This is a genomic window from Desulfovibrio biadhensis (genome assembly GCF_055388615.1).
This window is the reverse complement of sequence record NZ_AP042477.1, coordinates 2393472-2410250: the sequence shown is the minus strand read 5'-3', so window position 1 is coordinate 2410250 and position 16779 is coordinate 2393472. Positions and strand designations below refer to the sequence as shown.

18 protein-coding genes are annotated in these 16779 nt (G+C 57.6%); 17 read left to right on the top strand and 1 reads right to left on the bottom strand.

Going from position 1 to position 16779, the window contains the following annotated elements; genetic code table 11:
* Nucleotides 1–70 precede the first annotated feature (70 nt).
* From ACZ5EH_RS10505 to ACZ5EH_RS10445, 13 genes are all read left to right on the top strand, one after another.
* The gene (locus ACZ5EH_RS10505) at nt 71–490 is read left to right on the top strand and encodes a hypothetical protein (protein ID WP_464278078.1); all 420 of its coding nucleotides are present in this window, start codon (nt 71–73) and stop codon (nt 488–490) included.
* Nucleotides 491–507: 17 nt separating this feature from the next.
* Nucleotides 508–714 carry a hypothetical protein gene (locus ACZ5EH_RS10500; RefSeq protein WP_464278077.1) on the top strand — a complete coding sequence of 69 codons (207 nt, stop codon included), beginning with the start codon at nt 508–510 and terminating at the stop codon, nt 712–714.
* Nucleotides 711–2756 carry a hypothetical protein gene (locus ACZ5EH_RS10495; protein ID WP_464278076.1) on the top strand — a complete coding sequence of 682 codons (2046 nt, stop codon included), beginning with the start codon at nt 711–713 and terminating at the stop codon, nt 2754–2756. Before ACZ5EH_RS10500 ends, ACZ5EH_RS10495 begins: the two co-directional genes overlap by 4 nt.
* Nucleotides 2753–2983, top strand: coding sequence for a hypothetical protein (locus ACZ5EH_RS10490; protein WP_464278075.1), 231 nt, complete (start codon nt 2753–2755; stop codon nt 2981–2983). Before ACZ5EH_RS10495 ends, ACZ5EH_RS10490 begins: the two co-directional genes overlap by 4 nt.
* Before the next feature lie 7 nt (nt 2984–2990).
* Nucleotides 2991–3380: a hypothetical protein gene (locus tag ACZ5EH_RS10485; RefSeq protein WP_464278074.1), complete on the top strand. Its 390-nt coding sequence runs from the start codon at nt 2991–2993 to the stop codon at nt 3378–3380.
* Nucleotides 3377–3742, top strand: a complete 366-nt coding sequence (locus ACZ5EH_RS10480; protein WP_464278073.1) for a hypothetical protein — start codon at nt 3377–3379, stop codon at nt 3740–3742. Before ACZ5EH_RS10485 ends, ACZ5EH_RS10480 begins: the two co-directional genes overlap by 4 nt.
* Before the next feature lie 93 nt (nt 3743–3835).
* Nucleotides 3836–4210 (top strand): peptidase associated/transthyretin-like domain-containing protein, encoded by a 375-nt coding sequence (locus ACZ5EH_RS10475; RefSeq protein WP_464278072.1) that lies wholly within the window; start codon nt 3836–3838, stop codon nt 4208–4210.
* Nucleotides 4207–5091 (top strand): DNA adenine methylase, encoded by an 885-nt coding sequence (locus ACZ5EH_RS10470; protein WP_464278071.1) that lies wholly within the window; start codon nt 4207–4209, stop codon nt 5089–5091. The genes ACZ5EH_RS10475 and ACZ5EH_RS10470 overlap by 4 nt, the downstream gene beginning before the upstream one ends.
* On the top strand, nt 5088–6197 hold the full coding sequence (locus ACZ5EH_RS10465; protein ID WP_464278070.1) for a hypothetical protein: 1110 nt from the start codon (nt 5088–5090) through the stop codon (nt 6195–6197). Before ACZ5EH_RS10470 ends, ACZ5EH_RS10465 begins: the two co-directional genes overlap by 4 nt.
* Before the next feature lie 21 nt (nt 6198–6218).
* The gene (locus ACZ5EH_RS10460; RefSeq protein ID WP_464278069.1) at nt 6219–7211 is read left to right on the top strand and encodes a hypothetical protein; all 993 of its coding nucleotides are present in this window, start codon (nt 6219–6221) and stop codon (nt 7209–7211) included.
* A gap of 3 nt (nt 7212–7214) precedes the next feature.
* A complete protein-coding gene (locus tag ACZ5EH_RS10455) occupies nt 7215–8855 on the top strand; it encodes a hypothetical protein (protein WP_464278068.1) in 1641 nt (546 codons plus the stop codon).
* Nucleotides 8856–9128: 273 nt separating this feature from the next.
* Complete coding sequence (locus ACZ5EH_RS10450) at nt 9129–9611, top strand: Fur family transcriptional regulator (protein WP_464278067.1); 483 nt, start codon at nt 9129–9131, stop codon at nt 9609–9611.
* Nucleotides 9612–9676: 65 nt separating this feature from the next.
* Nucleotides 9677–10318: a peroxiredoxin gene (locus ACZ5EH_RS10445; RefSeq protein WP_464278066.1), complete on the top strand. Its 642-nt coding sequence runs from the start codon at nt 9677–9679 to the stop codon at nt 10316–10318.
* A gap of 832 nt (nt 10319–11150) precedes the next feature.
* Here ACZ5EH_RS10445 and ACZ5EH_RS10440 read toward each other — a convergent pair.
* Nucleotides 11151–12071 carry a tetratricopeptide repeat protein gene (locus ACZ5EH_RS10440; protein WP_464278065.1) on the bottom strand — a complete coding sequence of 307 codons (921 nt, stop codon included), beginning with the start codon at nt 12069–12071 and terminating at the stop codon, nt 11151–11153.
* Nucleotides 12072–12359: 288 nt separating this feature from the next.
* Here ACZ5EH_RS10440 and ACZ5EH_RS10435 point away from each other — a divergent pair, with 288 nt between their 5' ends.
* From ACZ5EH_RS10435 to ACZ5EH_RS10420, 4 genes are all read left to right on the top strand, one after another.
* Nucleotides 12360–12971, top strand: a complete 612-nt coding sequence (locus ACZ5EH_RS10435; RefSeq protein ID WP_464278064.1) for a peptidylprolyl isomerase — start codon at nt 12360–12362, stop codon at nt 12969–12971.
* 219 nt (nt 12972–13190) lie between these two features.
* The gene (locus ACZ5EH_RS10430; RefSeq protein WP_464278063.1) at nt 13191–14348 is read left to right on the top strand and encodes an ABC transporter substrate-binding protein; all 1158 of its coding nucleotides are present in this window, start codon (nt 13191–13193) and stop codon (nt 14346–14348) included.
* Nucleotides 14349–14448: 100 nt separating this feature from the next.
* Nucleotides 14449–15378: a branched-chain amino acid ABC transporter permease gene (locus ACZ5EH_RS10425; RefSeq protein ID WP_464278062.1), complete on the top strand. Its 930-nt coding sequence runs from the start codon at nt 14449–14451 to the stop codon at nt 15376–15378.
* 101 nt (nt 15379–15479) lie between these two features.
* On the top strand, nt 15480–16772 hold the full coding sequence (locus ACZ5EH_RS10420; RefSeq protein WP_464278061.1) for a branched-chain amino acid ABC transporter permease: 1293 nt from the start codon (nt 15480–15482) through the stop codon (nt 16770–16772).
* The last annotated feature ends 7 nt before the right edge of the window (nt 16773–16779 follow it).

Sequence of the window (16779 nt, the reverse complement as noted above, 5' to 3'; positions counted from 1 at the left end):
CCCCACCATGACCAGGGCGGTGGAGCTTCTTCCACCGCCTGCAACATTTTACGCATTTACCGGAGATGACATGCTCAGACGACAGAAGGTTGTAACCCTGGACACCTTGCCAACCATAGAAGGCGGCCAACAGGAATCCCTTGGCGTTCTGGTGCGGGAGATAACGCCGCTGCTGGCGCCACTGCTGCACAAGGCAGTGCTCGGCGCCATAGGGTCTTCAGAAGAATCGGAAAATGGACCCAAAACCCTGTCCATGCGGGATGTTGCCGACATGCTCCTGGGAGACCCCGAGCTCAAGCTGCAACTTTTGGAAGCCTGCTGCGACCTGGGGGAAGAGGTGCGCAACATTGGCGGCTACACGTTTCTGCAGCTTTGGGAAGGGTTTGAGGAGGTGAACGCCCCTTTTTTGGAACGGCTGGTCGCGAGCCTGAACCTGCCCCCCACTCAGGAAGAAGACGCCGCAACGCAGCAAAGCGCGGCCGCAAGCTGAGAACAGGCGTTCTGGACATGGCAGCCATCTGCCGCGCCGTTTCCTTTCTGGTGCGCAGGGGGCACGGGCAGGCCCATGCCTACGGGTGGGAGTGGTTTGCCCTTTGCCTGAAAAGTGAACGCGAAGCTGCCAGTCAGGAACGTCGCGCCCGCCTCGCGGATATGGCCCTTGCCACGCGGGGGGCGCCAGAAGCCCTAGAACGCCATTTGAAGGAGCTCTCGTGAACAGAGCAACCATACAACTCATCCTGGAAGCCCGAGACCTGGCGACACCAGCCCTGACACGACTGCGCGACGCCACACGCCAGGCAGAGCGCGACAGCCTGCGCGCCGCCAAAGGCATGACCACTCTGGGGCGCGCTACAAACAGCCTGGCCCCTGCTTCTGAAGCCATGGAGCGCATGCGCCACGCCTTTATGGGACTGGGCAGCAAAAGCGATCCTGCCGGTTCCGGACTGGAGCGCATCCGCTCGGTATTCGGCGAGCTGGCCGGTAAGGGCGCCCCCGGCATGCTGCGCGCCATGGCGGAACACGCCACTGCCCTGCCCCGTGCTGCGGTTGCAGCATCCCGCGCCTTTGACCAATTGCGGGGCGTCTCCCCCCTGCCGCCGGAAAAATACGCTGCCGGAGGAAGAGTCTTCCGCCGGCTTGCCTCCCCACACATCACCATTGGGGGCGGTCACGAAGACGACGTCCCGGCTATGCTGATGCGCGGTGAATTCGTACTGCGCAAGGAAGCAGTCCGCAAATATGGCCTTGGCTTTTTGCAGGCCCTGAACGGCATGCGGCTGCCGGAAGTTCCCTTGACCGTCACCCCGCGCTTTGCGGCCGGGGGGCTGGTTCTGCCGCCCCACCTTGTAGACATGCTCCCCCGGTTCGCCTCTGGCGGGCTGGCCACCACGGGGATTCCTGAGGCAGATGCCCTGCTGCGCAACAACCATGTGCGCAGCACATCACAGATCGCATCCCGCCACGGCTCCATGGTGCAGAGCGTGGTGCAGAAGCTGCAATTGCCTCAGTTGCGCAATGCGCCCGCACAATACCTTTCCCAGGTCATTGGTGCGGCAACAAAGGGATTGCAGGTTTTTGAAAACACCACCACACCCCCCCAGGAAAAAGCCGACGGACTGCTGGGCGCAGCAGCGGAATTGGCCCAGAGCAAGGACCTGATGAACCAGGACTTTGTGCAACGCATCAATGCCGCCAAGCAGGAGGGCAACGAAGAACTTGCCGCCATGCTGGAAATGCAGCGGCTGGAGCTGGAAAGCCTTGTGGATGAGCTGCGCATGATGCTGGAGGAAATCGCCGACGAATACGTGGCCGAGGTGCAGAACACGGCCATTAAAGCGGCGTCCAACATCGAGGAAATGCGCGCCAATATCCAGAAGCTGCGCGATGAGATGGCAAGCCAGCAACTGGTGCGCGGGCACATGGGGGGCAGTTACAACGCCCGGGGCGCGGAAGGCACAGCCCAATACCTGCGTCGCCAGGCCATTGTGAACGCCATGAACGGCGCATCGGGCTCCGGCTATTACGGCAATTACGGGGTCCGCAATCAATACACCATCGAGATGACGCGTCTGGAGAAGCTGGTGCGGGCGGAAGAGCGGCGCGCCGGCGTCATGATCCGCTCGCTTGAGCGTAAGCTGGACCGTGAATCCAGCCGGGCCGTGCGCCAAACCGAGCGCGAAGGCATCAACACGGAGCGCTCCGGGCGTCTGGAAATGCGCAAATATTACCTGGAGACGCTACACCGCATCCAGGAGCTGGAAATTGACTGGAATAAATCACTGAACGACCTGAACACGCAATACGGCAGTGCAGACATCACCGGTTTCAGGCACTGGCTCGCGACAGGCGGACCAGTCGGCTTTGCCAAAGGGGGCCAAGTGCCCCGTACGCCCGGCTCCATTCCAGGGCGCGATTCCGTGCCCGCCCTTTTGATGCCGGGGGAATTCGTGCTGCGAAAAGAGGCGGTGCAAAACCTTGGCCTGGATGCACTGGAAAAATTGAACAGCCTTGACGCGGCCCTGTCCCAGACTCTTGGCCCGGCGCTGCACCGCCCTGGCGCGACGCGTCATTTCGCAACTGGCGGTCTGGTTGCGGGGCAATCCGTCTCCCGTTCGCTTGCCCCGCAACCAGGCGGGGCCGATTTCGGATCCATCACCCTGAATATCGGTGGCGGCGCCCATACCCTGTGGGCGGAGCGCCAGGTCGCGCGCTCCCTGCGTAAAGGGCTGACACAACTCGCAAAGGGGACACTATGAACGACCTTAAAAGCCTGCGTTCTCTCTTGGATTCCGGCACACCCGGCCTTCGCCTGGGCACGGTGGAAAGCGTACTGGACGCCGCACGCATCGTGGTGCGTTTTTCCACCGGAGCACGCCGCAAGGTATACGGCCAGGCGCCAGAAGGCGCTCAGGTCGTGGTCAGGGCAGATCAACTTGTAAGCCGCGTTTCCGCCCCAGCGGCGACAACGCTCACCATACGTTGAGGACATCATGGCCATAACACTCGACGCACTCACCCTGCCACCGGATTTGCTCTGGCAGGACGAATTCGCCTGGACCCGCACGTCGGGCTCTGCGCAACGCACAGTCTCGGGCCGGCTTGTCTCCATGGCTGCCGCCGCGCCCGGCGATTCGGGCCGCCCCATAACCCTTGGCAACGACCATGCCTGGATCCTGCGCTCTGACCTGAAAGTATTGCAGGAATGGGCCGGCTTTCCTGGCAGAGAAATGCTGCTGACCCTGCATGACGGTGCTTCCTTTCTCGTATTGTTTCGCCATTGGGATGCACCGATCATGGAAACCGCCCCTGTCGTGGACTACGCCGATCCGGATGACGCCACGCTATACCGCCTGCAGGCGCTCAAGCTGGTGATACCATGAGCGATCCGACAATTGTGCTGGACTTTTCCGAAGAGCAAAAGGAGCAGGACTGCCCCTTGTTGTATGTGGAAGTGCCCCAGGGAGAAATCGCCCCTGGCGATGCCCTGGAGGTTAGGCTGTGGGGACCGGAGGAACTATTGCAGGGGTGGAACCTGTGCGCTGCCCACGAATCCCTGGGGCCGGGGCGTCTGGGCGGGCTCACCAGGCAAGAGGCGCTTTACTCCCAACAGCTGAACCTGGCGGCCGCCACGGTGGCGCCCCTTGAGTACCCATTTGTAGAAACAGTTTCGGTGACGGCGCTGACGCCTCTTGTCTGGGTGGACCCTGCCGCACCCCACCCCCCTGCCATCTGGCAACCATAGGGGCGCAACCTTCTCTCCCAATGTGCGCGCAAAGGCTACTCCTGCCTGGAGTTCCTGCACGATGCACCGCTTTATGGCTCTGTGCTGGCCACGGTGCGGCGTGTTGCCAGCTACCGCAGCTGGACCTGGACCCTGCCTGTCAATTTTGTGGGGGACCTCTGGTTCTTTCTTTATGATGATCTGGAAACCGAGCCCTACCGAATTTTCAGCATAGAAATGCCCGAGCTTGCCGCCACATCTGTGGAATACAAGGCACTTTCCATCTTTGTGCAGGATTTTTCCACCGAGGCAGCCGTCCCAGGAGCGCAGATTTATCTGGATGGCAACCTGGCAGGCATCACTGACACAGACGGCCTACTGCACCTCACCAATATCGCAACCGGGGAGCATCTCTTCAAAGCGGTGAAGGAAGGCTATCTGGACACTGACGTGGACGGACTCTCCAACGACAGGATAGTTGTAAGATGACGACTCGCAGACTCCGCTCACCCATCACCTGGTTTGGCGGCAAGGGACGGCTTGCCCCCCGGTTGTTGCCACTGCTGCCGCCCCATAGAACGTATGTGGAGCCTTTTGGCGGGGGCGCTTCGGTTCTGTTGGCCAAGGCGCCCGCAGCCGTGGAGGTCTATAATGATCTGGATAGCGGGCTGGTGCATTTTTTTCGCACCCTCCGCGATCCCGTGCTCTTTGCGCGACTCTGCCACATGGCGTCGCTCACGCCCTACTCGCGCGAGGAGTATTTTAACTGCCTGAAGACCTGGGAGCAGAGCCCGGACCCCGTGGAGCGCGCCTGGAGATGGTTTGTGGTCGCTCGCATGTCCTTTTCTGGGCGTTTTGGCGGCTCTATTTCCATGAATGTGGCCAATTCGGCGCGGGGCATGGCCGGCACTTGCTCCCGCTGGCTCTCCATCATGGAAATGCTGCCCGCAATCGCCAGGCGCATGCAGTGCGTGCAGATCGAACATCTGGACTACCGGCGAGTGCTTGCGCTCTACGATACGCCAGAAACCCTGTTTTACTGCGACCCCCCTTACATGCCCCAATCCCGACGGGGTGGTGTCTACCGGCACGATTTCAGTGACGCGGATCATGACTCCTTGCTCGATGCGTTGCAAAACCTTTCCGGCATGGTGGCGCTCAGCGGATACGCAAGCCCGCTGTATGCCCGGCTGGAAAAGGCTGGCTGGCGCAGGGAGGATTTTTCCATCACCTGCAGCGCGGCAGGGCGCACTGCCCGCGCCGGCCTGCAAGGTCCAGGCAGCGCCCGCCTGAAACAATCCAGGGTGGAATCCCTCTGGCTCTGCCCCAAGGCCGCGGCCAGGCTTGATGAACAGGGGGGGCAATCATGACCGGCATAAACAGAGACCTGCAAAGGGTTTCGCTCAGACGCCGTACCCCGCAAACCATGCGCGTGCAGGGGCAAGGGCAAGATCTGGGCGTCCTCTACAAGGACCCCGACGCCGGCGCAACCTGGGGACCATACGTCACCGGTTGCCGCATACAAAACGGGCTCTGCTACGACGTGACAATGCAGCGTTTTGCCGCTGAAAGCGGCGTGTGCGTCTTCATGCAGCCGGAGCCGAACTACCTTGTGCGCCCCATCCAGGCGGTGGCCGCCCTGGACAGTTACTACGCCCTGCTCTCCGACGGCACCGTCGTTCCCGTTGTTGCCCTGGACCGAAACCGCGGCCAGACAAACTGCGTCAACTGGACAGGCATAACCGGCATTGCCGCCTCCAGTTCGTATGTTCTTGGCATACAGGAAGGGGGCGGTGTCATATTCGCCGGCGAACCTTTCCAGGATCCAGACTATCCCCATTTTGGGGCATGGTCCGGCGTGCAAAGCGTGGTGACCGGCTCCTCCGTTGCCATCGGTATCACCGGTGATGCGCCTTTCGTCGCCACCTATGAGATGATTTTCTGGGAAAATCTCTGGCGTGATGCGGCCAATCTGCGAAATGTGGTCGGCTTTGACCTGAACGACGAAGGCGGTGCATACGCCGGCGGTGTTTTTCTGCATGCAGACGGCACCTGCACCTATTATGGGATGCGCCCTTCCGATCCATACGCCCAGGTCGCGTCCTGGAGTGGCGTGCGCCAGATAGCCTGCTGCCGCTACGACACCATAGGTCTGCTGCATGACGGCACTTGCATTGCCGTTGGCGACAACTATCTGGGCGTGATCGACGACGTGCTCTCCTGGACCGATATTGTCAGCATATCTGCCAACTACGACAGCATCATAGGCCTGAAAAACGACGGCTCGCTGGTGGCGGGAGGCCATGGTGACGTACCCCCTGCTTACATGGAGCTTGAAAACATCGAAGGCATAGACTGCGGCCCTGGCAACAAGATCATTTGCACCGAATGCAGCGCCATTGCCCACTGTGCAGACAACGAAGAAACCATGGAACTGGCCGCCATGGCCACCACCCTGTTCAACTATTGCTTTTGATCCAATTACCGGAGGATTCCCATGGCCATACTTCCCAGTGAAATCGCATACTACCGCTCAGAAACCGTTACCAACACCGCAGACAACGGGGGGCGCATGGCCGCCGCCCGTGTTGTTGATGGCGTTAAAAACAACTTTTTCCCGGATGTCACCCAGGCGGGGCGCACGGCCGGGGTGACCCGACTGCGTAAACTCTTTGCCGCCGTGGAAAATGCAGACAACCTCTCGCTTCTGAAAGCAGGCGCACACCTTGCCTCCTGCACACAAGGGCAAGGGTGGTTGACCATATTCACCGCAACCCAGCGCCAGACGCAGGGAGATATCCCTGCCGACCCCGCCCCCCGAGAATATGCCGCCGCGCCGCTGCATGCGTCGGTGGAAGCCGGCGCCGCCTCTTTTGTGCTGGCTCTGGAGGACACGTCCTTGGCCACCTGTTTCCAAGACGGGGACACGATCTGGCTGGGGAACACAAACGGGGGGCAATACTTCGAGAATGTCAGCGTGGACGTGTCAGGCAGCCTGGTCACAGTGACGCTCGATGGTACTAATCAATTGGCGGAATCACACACAGCAGGGCAATCATTCTGCGCTTCCGTACTCCCGGTGGAAGGGGGCGATATCAACGCCACCTATGACGCATGGAGTGCAAACAGCACTGGTGGCAGTTACGATGAAGAAAACACACCGTTGGAAGTCGATGGCATCGGGGCTGTAGAAGACGACTGGCTGCTGACCTTTACCAGCGCAACAAGCTTCAACGTGACGGGCGCCTATTCCGGAGACCAGGCAGCGGGCGAAATATCCAGCGACTATGCGCCTTCCAATCCGGATGGCGGCGTGTTTTTCACCCTGCGCGCAGCAGGGTTTGGCGGAACCTGGCAGGCCGGGGACAGCATAGCCTTCACCACCCACCCGGCGACCATGCCCTTGTGGGTCAGGCATATGGTCCCTGCCGGCGCGGCCGCTGTCGCCAGCATAAGCGCCAACATCGTGCTTGTGGGGGAGAGTGAATAACCTATGGTCACCTCCCAGCAAGTACTTTTGGTATGGGGGCAGGCGCTGCTTGCCCCCCGTCTGCACATGCAGTTCGCAATCCGCGGTCTGGTAACAACGCCCTGCCGCCTTGTTTGGGCAATGACCACGGAACTGAGCAAAGAGCTGCGCCTGCATTGGGCGTTGCCCCCCAGGGACAGGATAGCCGCCCCCCTGCTTTTGCTTTGGAGCGAGCCGGAACAAGAACCGCTTCAGGCACTGCCTCTGTCTGCAACCCTGAACGAAAGGGAGGTGGATTTTCTTTCCCTGGAGCTGGTTGCGGATGAAGACAATCAGGCCATGCAATGCACCCTGCAGATGGCAGACATGAACGACTGGCTGACCGCACTTCCCGGCAGCTCCTTGACCTTGCGGCTCGGCGAGCAGGAAATACGGCTGCTGGTGGATACCCGCTCCCGCACGCGACAATTCGCCAATGACGAGTACCTCATCGAAGCATCAAGCCCAGTATCCAGGCTGGCGGCCCCTTTTGCCGCACCAATGACGCGCACCTGGAGCGAAGGCACGGCCAAGGAAGCCGTTCAGTCATTATGCCAAACAGCCGCCATCACCCTGGACTGGCGCGTGTGCGACTGGCCCGTTCAGGGCGTTGCGTTCGAATCCCTGACTCCGGCGCAGATGCTGCAACAGCTGGCCACGGAGGCCTGTGTGGCCATTTCCACCCTTGGCGGAGAGGTTGTGGTGCAATACCGGTATCCTGTCAGCCCGTCGCTCTATGGCACCGTCAATCCGGACATCGTATTTTCCGACCATGACTCCCTGCTCTCATTGCAGCAACAGAACGAGTACTCCCCCGGGTATGACGCCGTGGAGCTTCTGGTGGAGGCGACAGGAAGCGCCGATGCGCTGCGCATTGTGGAGTGGCATGGCCCTGACGGTGATGCGGAAAACACACTGCCGGCATCCCAAAGACTGGTGGCCGTGTTTGCCTGGCCATTCCAGGAAGTGCAACTCTCCACCTCGGGCTGCCAGGTGACCATTCATGATCAGGGCGCACTGGATTTCAACCATGAAGAAACCATTGAGATTGTAGAAGGCAAGGGCGCCCTTACCTATCCCGTGCATGCACTGCTGGAAAACGAATATCGTTGCGCGCACCTCGGTAATGTCACTGTATCCGGGTATGATGCCGTGACCGAAGAGCCCGGCAATTCCCTGGTGCGCATCCGCTACCAAAGCCGTTGCCGGTTGTTTCTGGTGCAAAGCGCAACAAGAGAGCCCGTGCAATGCTGGGTAACCGGCGCAGGAACAGGAATCGACAGCAACAGCCAGGCGCGGCTGTACCGCATTCAAAGAGGCCAGGGGCAACGGCCGGCGCCTGAACTGGTGGTGGACGGCATCTGCCGTACCCCGGCCATTGCCAGAGAACGGGGGCGCAACTACCTTGATGCCGTAGGCACAAGCAAAGAACGCTACGAAGCGCAAACACCCCTTGTTCCCCTGGCATTGCCGGGCGCACTGGCCCTGGTGCAGGACGCCAGCCTTGGCGAGCGATTCATGGCCAAGGTGACAGGCTGGACCCTTTCGGCCAATGGAGGTGATCCCGAAACGCCCCAACAAGCCTGGATACGCTGGGATCTGGAGCGCAGCCTTACCGAGGGGTAGCTTATCATTATTATAGCGGGCCTCATCCTGCCACTCGCCATTAATACGCCCCTTGCCCGGGTATTGGGGTAAAGGGCGATACGTACGGCCAGTCACCTGCCCATTATTTAATCAACGATTTCAGCATTCTTAATTGATAAGGAAAATTATTTTCCAGAAAACACAATTTTTTGCCTTTCAGTACTTGACGGTTCGGGAAAAACCTGTGAGAACCCAAATCAGAATGATTCTGATTAAGCGCAACTGAACGAAGCACGGGAGAATGAGAAGGCAATGGAAATGGAACGGACGCAACCACAGGCATTTGTGGACGATAAGATTGAGGCGCTGCACCAGTGTTGCAAGCAAACCGGTCTCAAGCTCACGCAGCAGCGGGTAGAAATTTTGCGTGAACTGGCCAGCACCAAAACCCACCCCTCTGCCGAAATGGTCTACCACAGCGTACGAGAACGCCTCCCTGGTGTTTCTCTGGATACGGTCTACCGTACCCTTTCCACCTTTGAAAAACTCGGCCTCGTGGACAAGCTCAACGTATCCCAGGAGCAAAGCAGGTACGACGCTGACCGTTCGCTGCACCACCACATGGTTTGTCGCTGCTGCAAGGAAATCTACGATTTCAGTTGGAACGACATTCACACCCAGGCACTGCCCGAGGATGTTACGGATTGGGGGGAACCCGACGGCGTGCATGTTGTCGTAACAGGAATTTGCCGCAGCTGTTCTGAAAAGGTTCAGGCACAAGAGCATTCTGAGTAGCCAGAACCCATCCTATAGGTTACATCAATACCATCCATCAAAATCCAATCTAGGAGGACGTAAAAATGGAACACGGAATCCCCCTTCTCGGCGAAGCTTTCCCCCCTATGACCGTAAAGACCACTCATGGCCCCCTGGAACTGCCCAAGGCATACGCAGGCAAATGGTTTGTACTTTTCAGCCATCCAGCTGATTTTACCCCTGTTTGCACCACTGAATTTGCTGGCTTCCAGAAGCTGTATGACAAGTTCCGCGAAGTTGACTGTGAACTGGTTGGCCTTTCCATCGACCAGGTGTTTTCGCACATCAAATGGGTAGACTGGATCGACGAGAAACTGGGCATCAAGATTGAATTTCCCGTGATTGCCGACGATATGGGCAATGTCGCAAAAGCCCTGGGCATGGTGCATCCCGGCAAGGGCACCAACACCGTTCGCGCTGTCTTCATCATAGACCCCAACGGTCTGCTCAGGCTGATGATTTACTATCCTCAGGAAGTCGGCCGCAACATGGAGGAAATCTTGCGCGCCGTGAAGGCCCTGCAGACTTCCGACACCAAGGGTGTGGCAATGCCCGCCAATTGGCCCAACAACGACCTTATCGGCGATCACGTCATTATACCCCCGGCAGCCAGTCAGAAGGAAGCCGACGCCCGTAAGGGCCAGGACGGCTGCTACGACTGGTGGTTCTGCCACAAGCAGCTCTAACCCCAGCGCTCCCTCCTCCTCGCGTGTAGGGGTACTGCCCCCTTAGGCAGGACCAGAGCAGTGAAAAAAGGCGAAGCCCCTGGAAGGAATTCCTTCCAGGGGCTTCGAGCCGTATTTGATGCCCCCCGGATGCCCGCATCGTATGGCGGCGCTTACGCGCCTGTAGGCGGCACACCGTTTCCGGTTCCCCCCGGTCGGCTGTTTTTTCTAACCATGGAAGGCTTCGAAGATCATACCGACAAGCAGAACCGTCATCACCGCGATCATGAAAGCATGGGCTATGCGTGTCGTGTCCATTCCTTCACCTCCCAGAAACTTTGGGCTCCTGGTATTCCAAGAGCGCGTTCTTGATGTGCCTGCCTCTTAGTTAGCCATTTCCGTGCCAAAACATGCTTTTCATATTTCATCAATAATAAAAGCCTATTACTTACTATCCATCGTTTCCTGCACACCACGCTGCCTGAACATATTCTGAAGATATAAGATTTTAACGATATTTCATTAATCCCACACAATTTCACCACGCATCGCCCCTGCAAAGCAGGGGCAAGCGCGGCAAAAACATCACAACATTCTGTTATTTAATATTTTATTAAAAATAAAGAGAAGTTGGCACAACTCTGGCTAAGGAAAAACCGGAGCAAGACCTCTGGGGCCTCCGCCCGCGTTTTTGTCCGGTAAAGGCTTGGGACGAGCCTGAACATGCACCAATAACGGTGCAACCGGGGAAGATCGGTGAGCATATCGCTCGCGGATTAAACGGACAGGACGAGGGAGGAGGCCCCCTCTTTTCCCATCATAAAAAATCTACGACACAACAGCTACTAGCGGATCATTGCCCTTGCTGTGGGCTCCCTTTCTTGCAGTGCTTTGCGATGAGTTCTTCTGCACGCTTTGCATCATGCAGGCTTTCCTTGACGAACATGGCGTAGCTGCACCAGGCCGCATCTGCTGACTCGGGGTCTTTGAACAGGGCAAGCGCTTTCAGAAAAAAGCTGTCCGCTTTTTCCAGATCGCCCGCTTTTTCATAGATGCCTGCCATATTCCAATAGTGGCGCGGATTATCAGGCTGCAGTTCTATAGCTTTTTCCGCGTACTCCAGCGCCTTGTCTGGCTGTCCGCCCCTGGCTGCAAATGCGGCAAGGTTGCTCAGCAATTTTGGGTTGTTGGGATACTTTTCCGCAAGTACCTTCAGATACTGCAGCCCCGGGTCATAGGCCTTTGTTTCCCAGAATTCACGGGTAAAGGACAACCACGGATCAAAAGATTCCTTGCCAGTGTAGCGTTGCAGACTATCTTCCAATGCCTGGGGCGCTTTTTCCGCCTGCCCGGAACGCAAAAGAATGAAAAGGCGCATCTGGTGCAGGCTCAAGTCGTCCGTCGCCATGCGCATGGCCAGTTCCAGCTGTTCAATGGCAGCGTCAGCGCCCTCGCGGGTCCACCCCATATGTGGGGCGCCTCCTGTCTGCCCTGCCATATCCTGCCCACCGGTTCTGCTTTTATACAGAATGGTGTTGGCCATGCACTTGTGCCCCTCAACGCGGTCCGCCTGAGATTTCTGCTCCAGCAGTTTTTTGCACACTGCTTCAGATTTGTCGGTTTCACCCTGGCGTAGAAAAGATTGCCAGTCCGTGGCGGATGACGGATGTTCCTGCCCTGCCTTTGAAGGGAAGGCGCCCGCAGCTCCGGCAAAAAGCAGTGAACAGGCGCAAGCAAAAACAAGCAGCAGAAGTGGGCGGGAAAAAAGCGTCATCAGGCGGAACCTCCGTGGCTTTGGTGCGGGAGAAGCCCCATGGCTGGCGTCATCGCATGGTTATGCGCAGGGCATCTTACATACCTGCAACGTGTTTGTAGAGCATGGGCGCATTCTAAGCAATAGCCCATCGGAGTTATATGTACAGGTCTAATCGGCTCGACTTCCACAGCTGATCGTGGCAATGTCCTGGTGATTTCCACGGGCGTTTTCCGCCCAAACAACTGTCCGCCACATCTGATGTATCTAAACGATTACTGGCCGCAAGGCCTGAAAAGGGGATTTTCCATGCTCCATAACGACTCGCCTCTGAAAAAAGGCGTTAGTTTCATCACGCGCGGCCTGACCGCCCTGTTGCTGCCACTAGTCGCATTTGCCCCTGCCACGGCACTTGCCAATGATAATCCGCGCGTGGTGCTGCACACCTCCATGGGCGACATTGTGCTTGAACTGGATCCGGGCAAAGCGCCGACAACAGTAGAGAACTTTCTGCAATACGTGCGCGACGGTTTTTATGACGGAACGATCTTTCACCGCGTCATCAGCAACTTCATGATTCAGGGTGGCGGACTGACTGCGGACATGCAACCCAAGCCCACCAGGGACCCCATTGAGAACGAAGCCGACAATGGCCTGAACAATGATATCTACACCATTGCCATGGCCCGCACCATGGAGCCACACTCTGCAACGGCGCAGTTTTTCATCAACGTCAAGGACAACACCCCCCTGAATCATCGCAACAAGAGCTTGCAAGGCTGGGGGTACACGGTGTTCGGCAAAGTAGTCGAGGGGCAGGACGTGGTGGAGGCCATCAAAGCCGTACCCACACACACTGTGGGTATGAACGAGAATGTGCCCTCTGAGCCGGTGACCATCGAGAAGGCGGAAGTCCTTTAAACAGGAGTGTGTTTTTCCCCTTCGGGGAGTGATACAACACATTCCGTTTAACCAAGTGTTTCACGCAAGGGCAAATGAGAAAAAATGCCGCAACTTTTTTCCATTATTGTCATTTTTTCTAAAACGCGGTTTTCTTTTCCGCAAAGATTGTGTACTTCTGGTGACTCTCGACACGGGTTTGACGAATAATTCGAGGCAACTTTCTTAAGGAGGAAACAGATGAAAAGACTGCTGCTAGGTATCGTGGCACTGCTGCTTCTGTCCTCGCCGGCTTTCGGCCAGGACTCCATCAAGATCGGTTTTGACATTCCCCTGACCGGTGACATTCCGGATGTGGGTGAATCCACCAAGAACGCAGCTGAAATGCTCAAAGAAAAGGTTAATGCTGCTGGTGGCCTGGAAGTTGGCGGCACCAAGTACATGCTGAATTTCATCTACGAAGATAACGAGTCCAAAGCCGAATCCGCAGTGAAGGCAGCCACCAAGCTGATCACTGAAGACGGCGTGCTCGCCATCGTCGGTCCTCAGTCCTCCAAGCAGGCCGTACCTGCTGCCGGTGTGGCCAACCAGTACGAAACGCCGCTGATCAGCCCCTGGTCCACCAACCCCAATACCACCATGGACCGCCCCTTTGCTTTCCGCGGCTGCTTCCTGGACCCCTTCCAGGGCCCCGTTGCCGCCAACTTCGCCACGGAAGAATTCGGCGCCAAGAAAGCCGCTGTGCTGTATGACATCGCCAGCGACTACCCCAAGGGCCTTGCCGAATACTTCAAGAGCGCTTTTGAAAAGATTCATGGCGAAGGTTCCGTTGTTGCCTTTGAAAGCTTCACCACCAAGGACGTTGACTTCAGCGCCCAGTTGACCAACATCGTCAAAAGCGGCGCCGACGTTATGTTCGTTCCCCAGTACTACAACGAAGTTCCCCAGATCGTGGAACAAGCCCGTTCCCTGGGCTGGAACAAGCCGATCATGGGCTCCGACTCCTGGGGCAGCGGCGACCTGATGGGCCTTTGCGGCGATATGTGCAAAGGTTACTTCTTCAGCACGCACTACGCTGCTGCCGGTGCCAAAGGCGCCACCAAGGAATTCATCGACGCTTACAGCGAAAAGTACGGCAAGACGCCTGACGACGTCGCCGCGCTGACCTGGGACTCCGCCAACATCATGCTCGAAGCCATCAAGAGCGCTGGCAAAATCTCCGGCGATCTGAAATCAGACCGCGTTGCTGTCAAGGACGCCCTGGTCAAGATCAAGGACTTTGCCGGTATCACCGGTAACATGACCTTTACCCCTGAAGGCGACCCGATCAAGTGCGCCGTGGTGGTCAAGATCAACGAAGCCGGCGAGTACGAGTTCTACAAGTCGGTATGCCCGTAGGATTTCATAGCAAACAGGCGGACGGTTCTTTTCCGTCCGACAGCCAGAAGGCCCGGAGTGCATCACTCCGGGCCTTCCCCATCCAGCAGGAGCGAGCCTGATGTCGTTCACTTTCTTCATGCAAAACGTGATCAACGCGCTCCAATGGGGAAGCTTCTACGCGATCATCGCACTGGGCTACTCCATGGTGTACTCGATCCTCATGCTCTTCAACTTCGCCCATGGCGATATTTTCATGGTCGGCACCTACATTGGTTTCGGCCTCGCCACGCTGTTCATTGGACTTTCCGAGTCCATGGGACTGGGCCTGCCCAACTGGGTCATGCTGGGCATGACGGTTTTGGGTTCCGTGATGCTTACGTCCCTTTTGGGCGTCACGGTCGAGCGCGTTGGCTACCGCCCTTTGCGGGGGGCGCCCAGAGCATCTGCAGCCATCACCGGCCTTATGATAGGCATTATTCTGGAAACCGCTGTTCTCGCCATCATGGGCGGACAGCGCGTACGTTTCCCAACATTGATGGCCACCGCCACCTTTGATGTAGGCGGTGTTTTCATTACCAGCAAAAAGATAATGATCGTGGTTGTTTCACTCATTATGATGCTGGGAATGCACTTTTTCGTAAAAAGCACCAAGTGGGGCATGGCCATGCGTGCCATGGCCTTCGACTTCGTGGTCGTGCCGCTTCTTGGCGTGCCTTTGAACCGCATTGCCGCCCTTACCTTTGCCATCGGCTCCGGTCTGGCTGCGGTGGCGGGCTGCATGTTCGGCATAGCCTACCCGGTGCTCGCCCCCTACATGGGCATCGTCTTCGGATGGAAGGCTTTTGTGGCCGCCATTCTCGGCGGGCGCGGGTCCATCATGGGCGCCACACTTGCGGGCTTTTTACTTGGATTCATCGAGATTTTCGTGGCCATGATCTTCCCGTCTACATTGCGCGACCTCATCGCCTACTCGATCATCCTGGTGATCCTGGTTTTCAGGCCTCACGGGTTCTTTGGCGAACCTTACAGCGCCAAGCTCAGGCTGTAGGAATGAATCGCCTTGCCGACCCGTTTTTCGTACCGGAAACATGCTGCGTGCATCGCGGCTGAACAGACATACTCGTGCCAAGCTGTGAAGGAACGACTGCCATGACGACAAAAACCAAGACAGCGGGAGACAATAGCCCCGGCATGTGGGGGCGCTTTCTCCAGGCTTTTGCCAATGTCCCGCTCCTGGGCTGGTTCCTGGGTGGACTCGCTGCCGTGATCCTTGAGCACTTCTTTGGCGGCGCTTTGGCCAATGCCCTGGGCCTGCCCAAAGTGCCGGTGCTTTTCGGTTTCATGGTCATGCTTAAAACACCGGCCCTCATCCCCGGTTCCCTGGGCTTCGTCTTACTGATCTATCTCATCCCCATCCTGTTGGTGGCCAAAATAGCTGCGCCTATTACCAATCCCATCTCGGGGGGGCTGTTGAAAACATCGGTAACACTGTCTGCTGTTGTCCACCTGATCCTGCTCTACATGATCTTCCACATATGGACAGACATCAGCGACTACCGTCTGATTACATTGAAATTGATGCTGGTTGCCATCCTGCTGACACTTTCATTGAACCTGATCAACGGCTACATGGGTGAATTCTCATGCTCGCATCCGGGCTTCATGGCTCTGGGCGCATACGGCGCTTCAGTCTTCACCGTGGGTCTTTTTGTCAACGATCAGGTCTTTGGCCCAGCGCTGATTTCAGGCGCATGGGGGCAGGCGCTCTTCCCCATCGGCCTCTTTTTCGGCGGCGCTGTCGCCGCACTCGGAGCGCTGATCATTGCCTTCCCCAGCTTCAAAACCCGTGGCGACTATCTGGCCATTATTTCTTTGGCGTTTCTCTTCATCGTCAAGAGCCTGATAGAAAACCTCGAGTTTGTCGGCGGCCCCCGCGGCCTTGGCAATCAGCCCGACTGGGCCACTTTGCCCATGGTCTTTGCCGTGGTCGTTTTCGGTGTCTGGGTCATAAACAACTTTGTGACCTGTACCGTGGGCAAGGCGATGAATGCTGTGCGCGACGATGAAAGCGCAGCAGACGCCATGACCGTTGACACCCGCAAAACCAAGATGACCGCTTTCCTCTTCGCCGCCTTTTGGGCGGGCGTGGCCGGCGGCCTTTTTGCACACGTGCTGCGTTACGTGAACCCGGCAACCTTTGGCGTGCAGAAACTGGCTGAGGTGCTGGCCATGGTTTATTTTGGCGGGCTCAACTCGGTCTACGGCTCCATTGTCGGAGCAGTCAGCATCAGCATGCTGGGTGAAATGCTGCGGCCCTTGGAAATATTCAAGTGGATATGCATTCCGCTGCTGCTCATCCTGGTGATGATCTACCGGCCAACCGGCCTGGTTGCCTTCAAGGAATTCAACCTGCGCGAGATTCTCAAGCCGCGTAAGGCCTAGGAAAAGG

Bases quoted from the DNA above. Each gene is read 5' to 3' on its own strand.
- ACZ5EH_RS10505 (WP_464278078.1), top strand. From the start codon at position 71: ATGCTCAGACGACAGAAGGTTGTAACCCTGGACACCTTGCCAACCATA.
- ACZ5EH_RS10500 (WP_464278077.1), top strand. From the start codon at position 508: ATGGCAGCCATCTGCCGCGCCGTTTCCTTTCTGGTGCGCAGGGGGCAC.
- ACZ5EH_RS10490 (WP_464278075.1), top strand. From the start codon at position 2,753: ATGAACGACCTTAAAAGCCTGCGTTCTCTCTTGGATTCCGGCACACCC.
- ACZ5EH_RS10485 (WP_464278074.1), top strand. From the start codon at position 2,991: ATGGCCATAACACTCGACGCACTCACCCTGCCACCGGATTTGCTCTGG.
- ACZ5EH_RS10480 (WP_464278073.1), top strand. From the start codon at position 3,377: ATGAGCGATCCGACAATTGTGCTGGACTTTTCCGAAGAGCAAAAGGAG.
- ACZ5EH_RS10470 (WP_464278071.1), top strand. From the start codon at position 4,207: ATGACGACTCGCAGACTCCGCTCACCCATCACCTGGTTTGGCGGCAAG.
- ACZ5EH_RS10465 (WP_464278070.1), top strand. From the start codon at position 5,088: ATGACCGGCATAAACAGAGACCTGCAAAGGGTTTCGCTCAGACGCCGT.
- ACZ5EH_RS10460 (WP_464278069.1), top strand. From the start codon at position 6,219: ATGGCCATACTTCCCAGTGAAATCGCATACTACCGCTCAGAAACCGTT.
- ACZ5EH_RS10455 (WP_464278068.1), top strand. From the start codon at position 7,215: ATGGTCACCTCCCAGCAAGTACTTTTGGTATGGGGGCAGGCGCTGCTT.
- ACZ5EH_RS10450 (WP_464278067.1), top strand. From the start codon at position 9,129: ATGGAAATGGAACGGACGCAACCACAGGCATTTGTGGACGATAAGATT.
- ACZ5EH_RS10445 (WP_464278066.1), top strand. From the start codon at position 9,677: ATGGAACACGGAATCCCCCTTCTCGGCGAAGCTTTCCCCCCTATGACC.
- ACZ5EH_RS10440 (WP_464278065.1), bottom strand. From the start codon at position 12,071: ATGACGCTTTTTTCCCGCCCACTTCTGCTGCTTGTTTTTGCTTGCGCC.
- ACZ5EH_RS10435 (WP_464278064.1), top strand. From the start codon at position 12,360: ATGCTCCATAACGACTCGCCTCTGAAAAAAGGCGTTAGTTTCATCACG.
- ACZ5EH_RS10430 (WP_464278063.1), top strand. From the start codon at position 13,191: ATGAAAAGACTGCTGCTAGGTATCGTGGCACTGCTGCTTCTGTCCTCG.
- ACZ5EH_RS10425 (WP_464278062.1), top strand. From the start codon at position 14,449: ATGTCGTTCACTTTCTTCATGCAAAACGTGATCAACGCGCTCCAATGG.
- ACZ5EH_RS10420 (WP_464278061.1), top strand. From the start codon at position 15,480: ATGACGACAAAAACCAAGACAGCGGGAGACAATAGCCCCGGCATGTGG.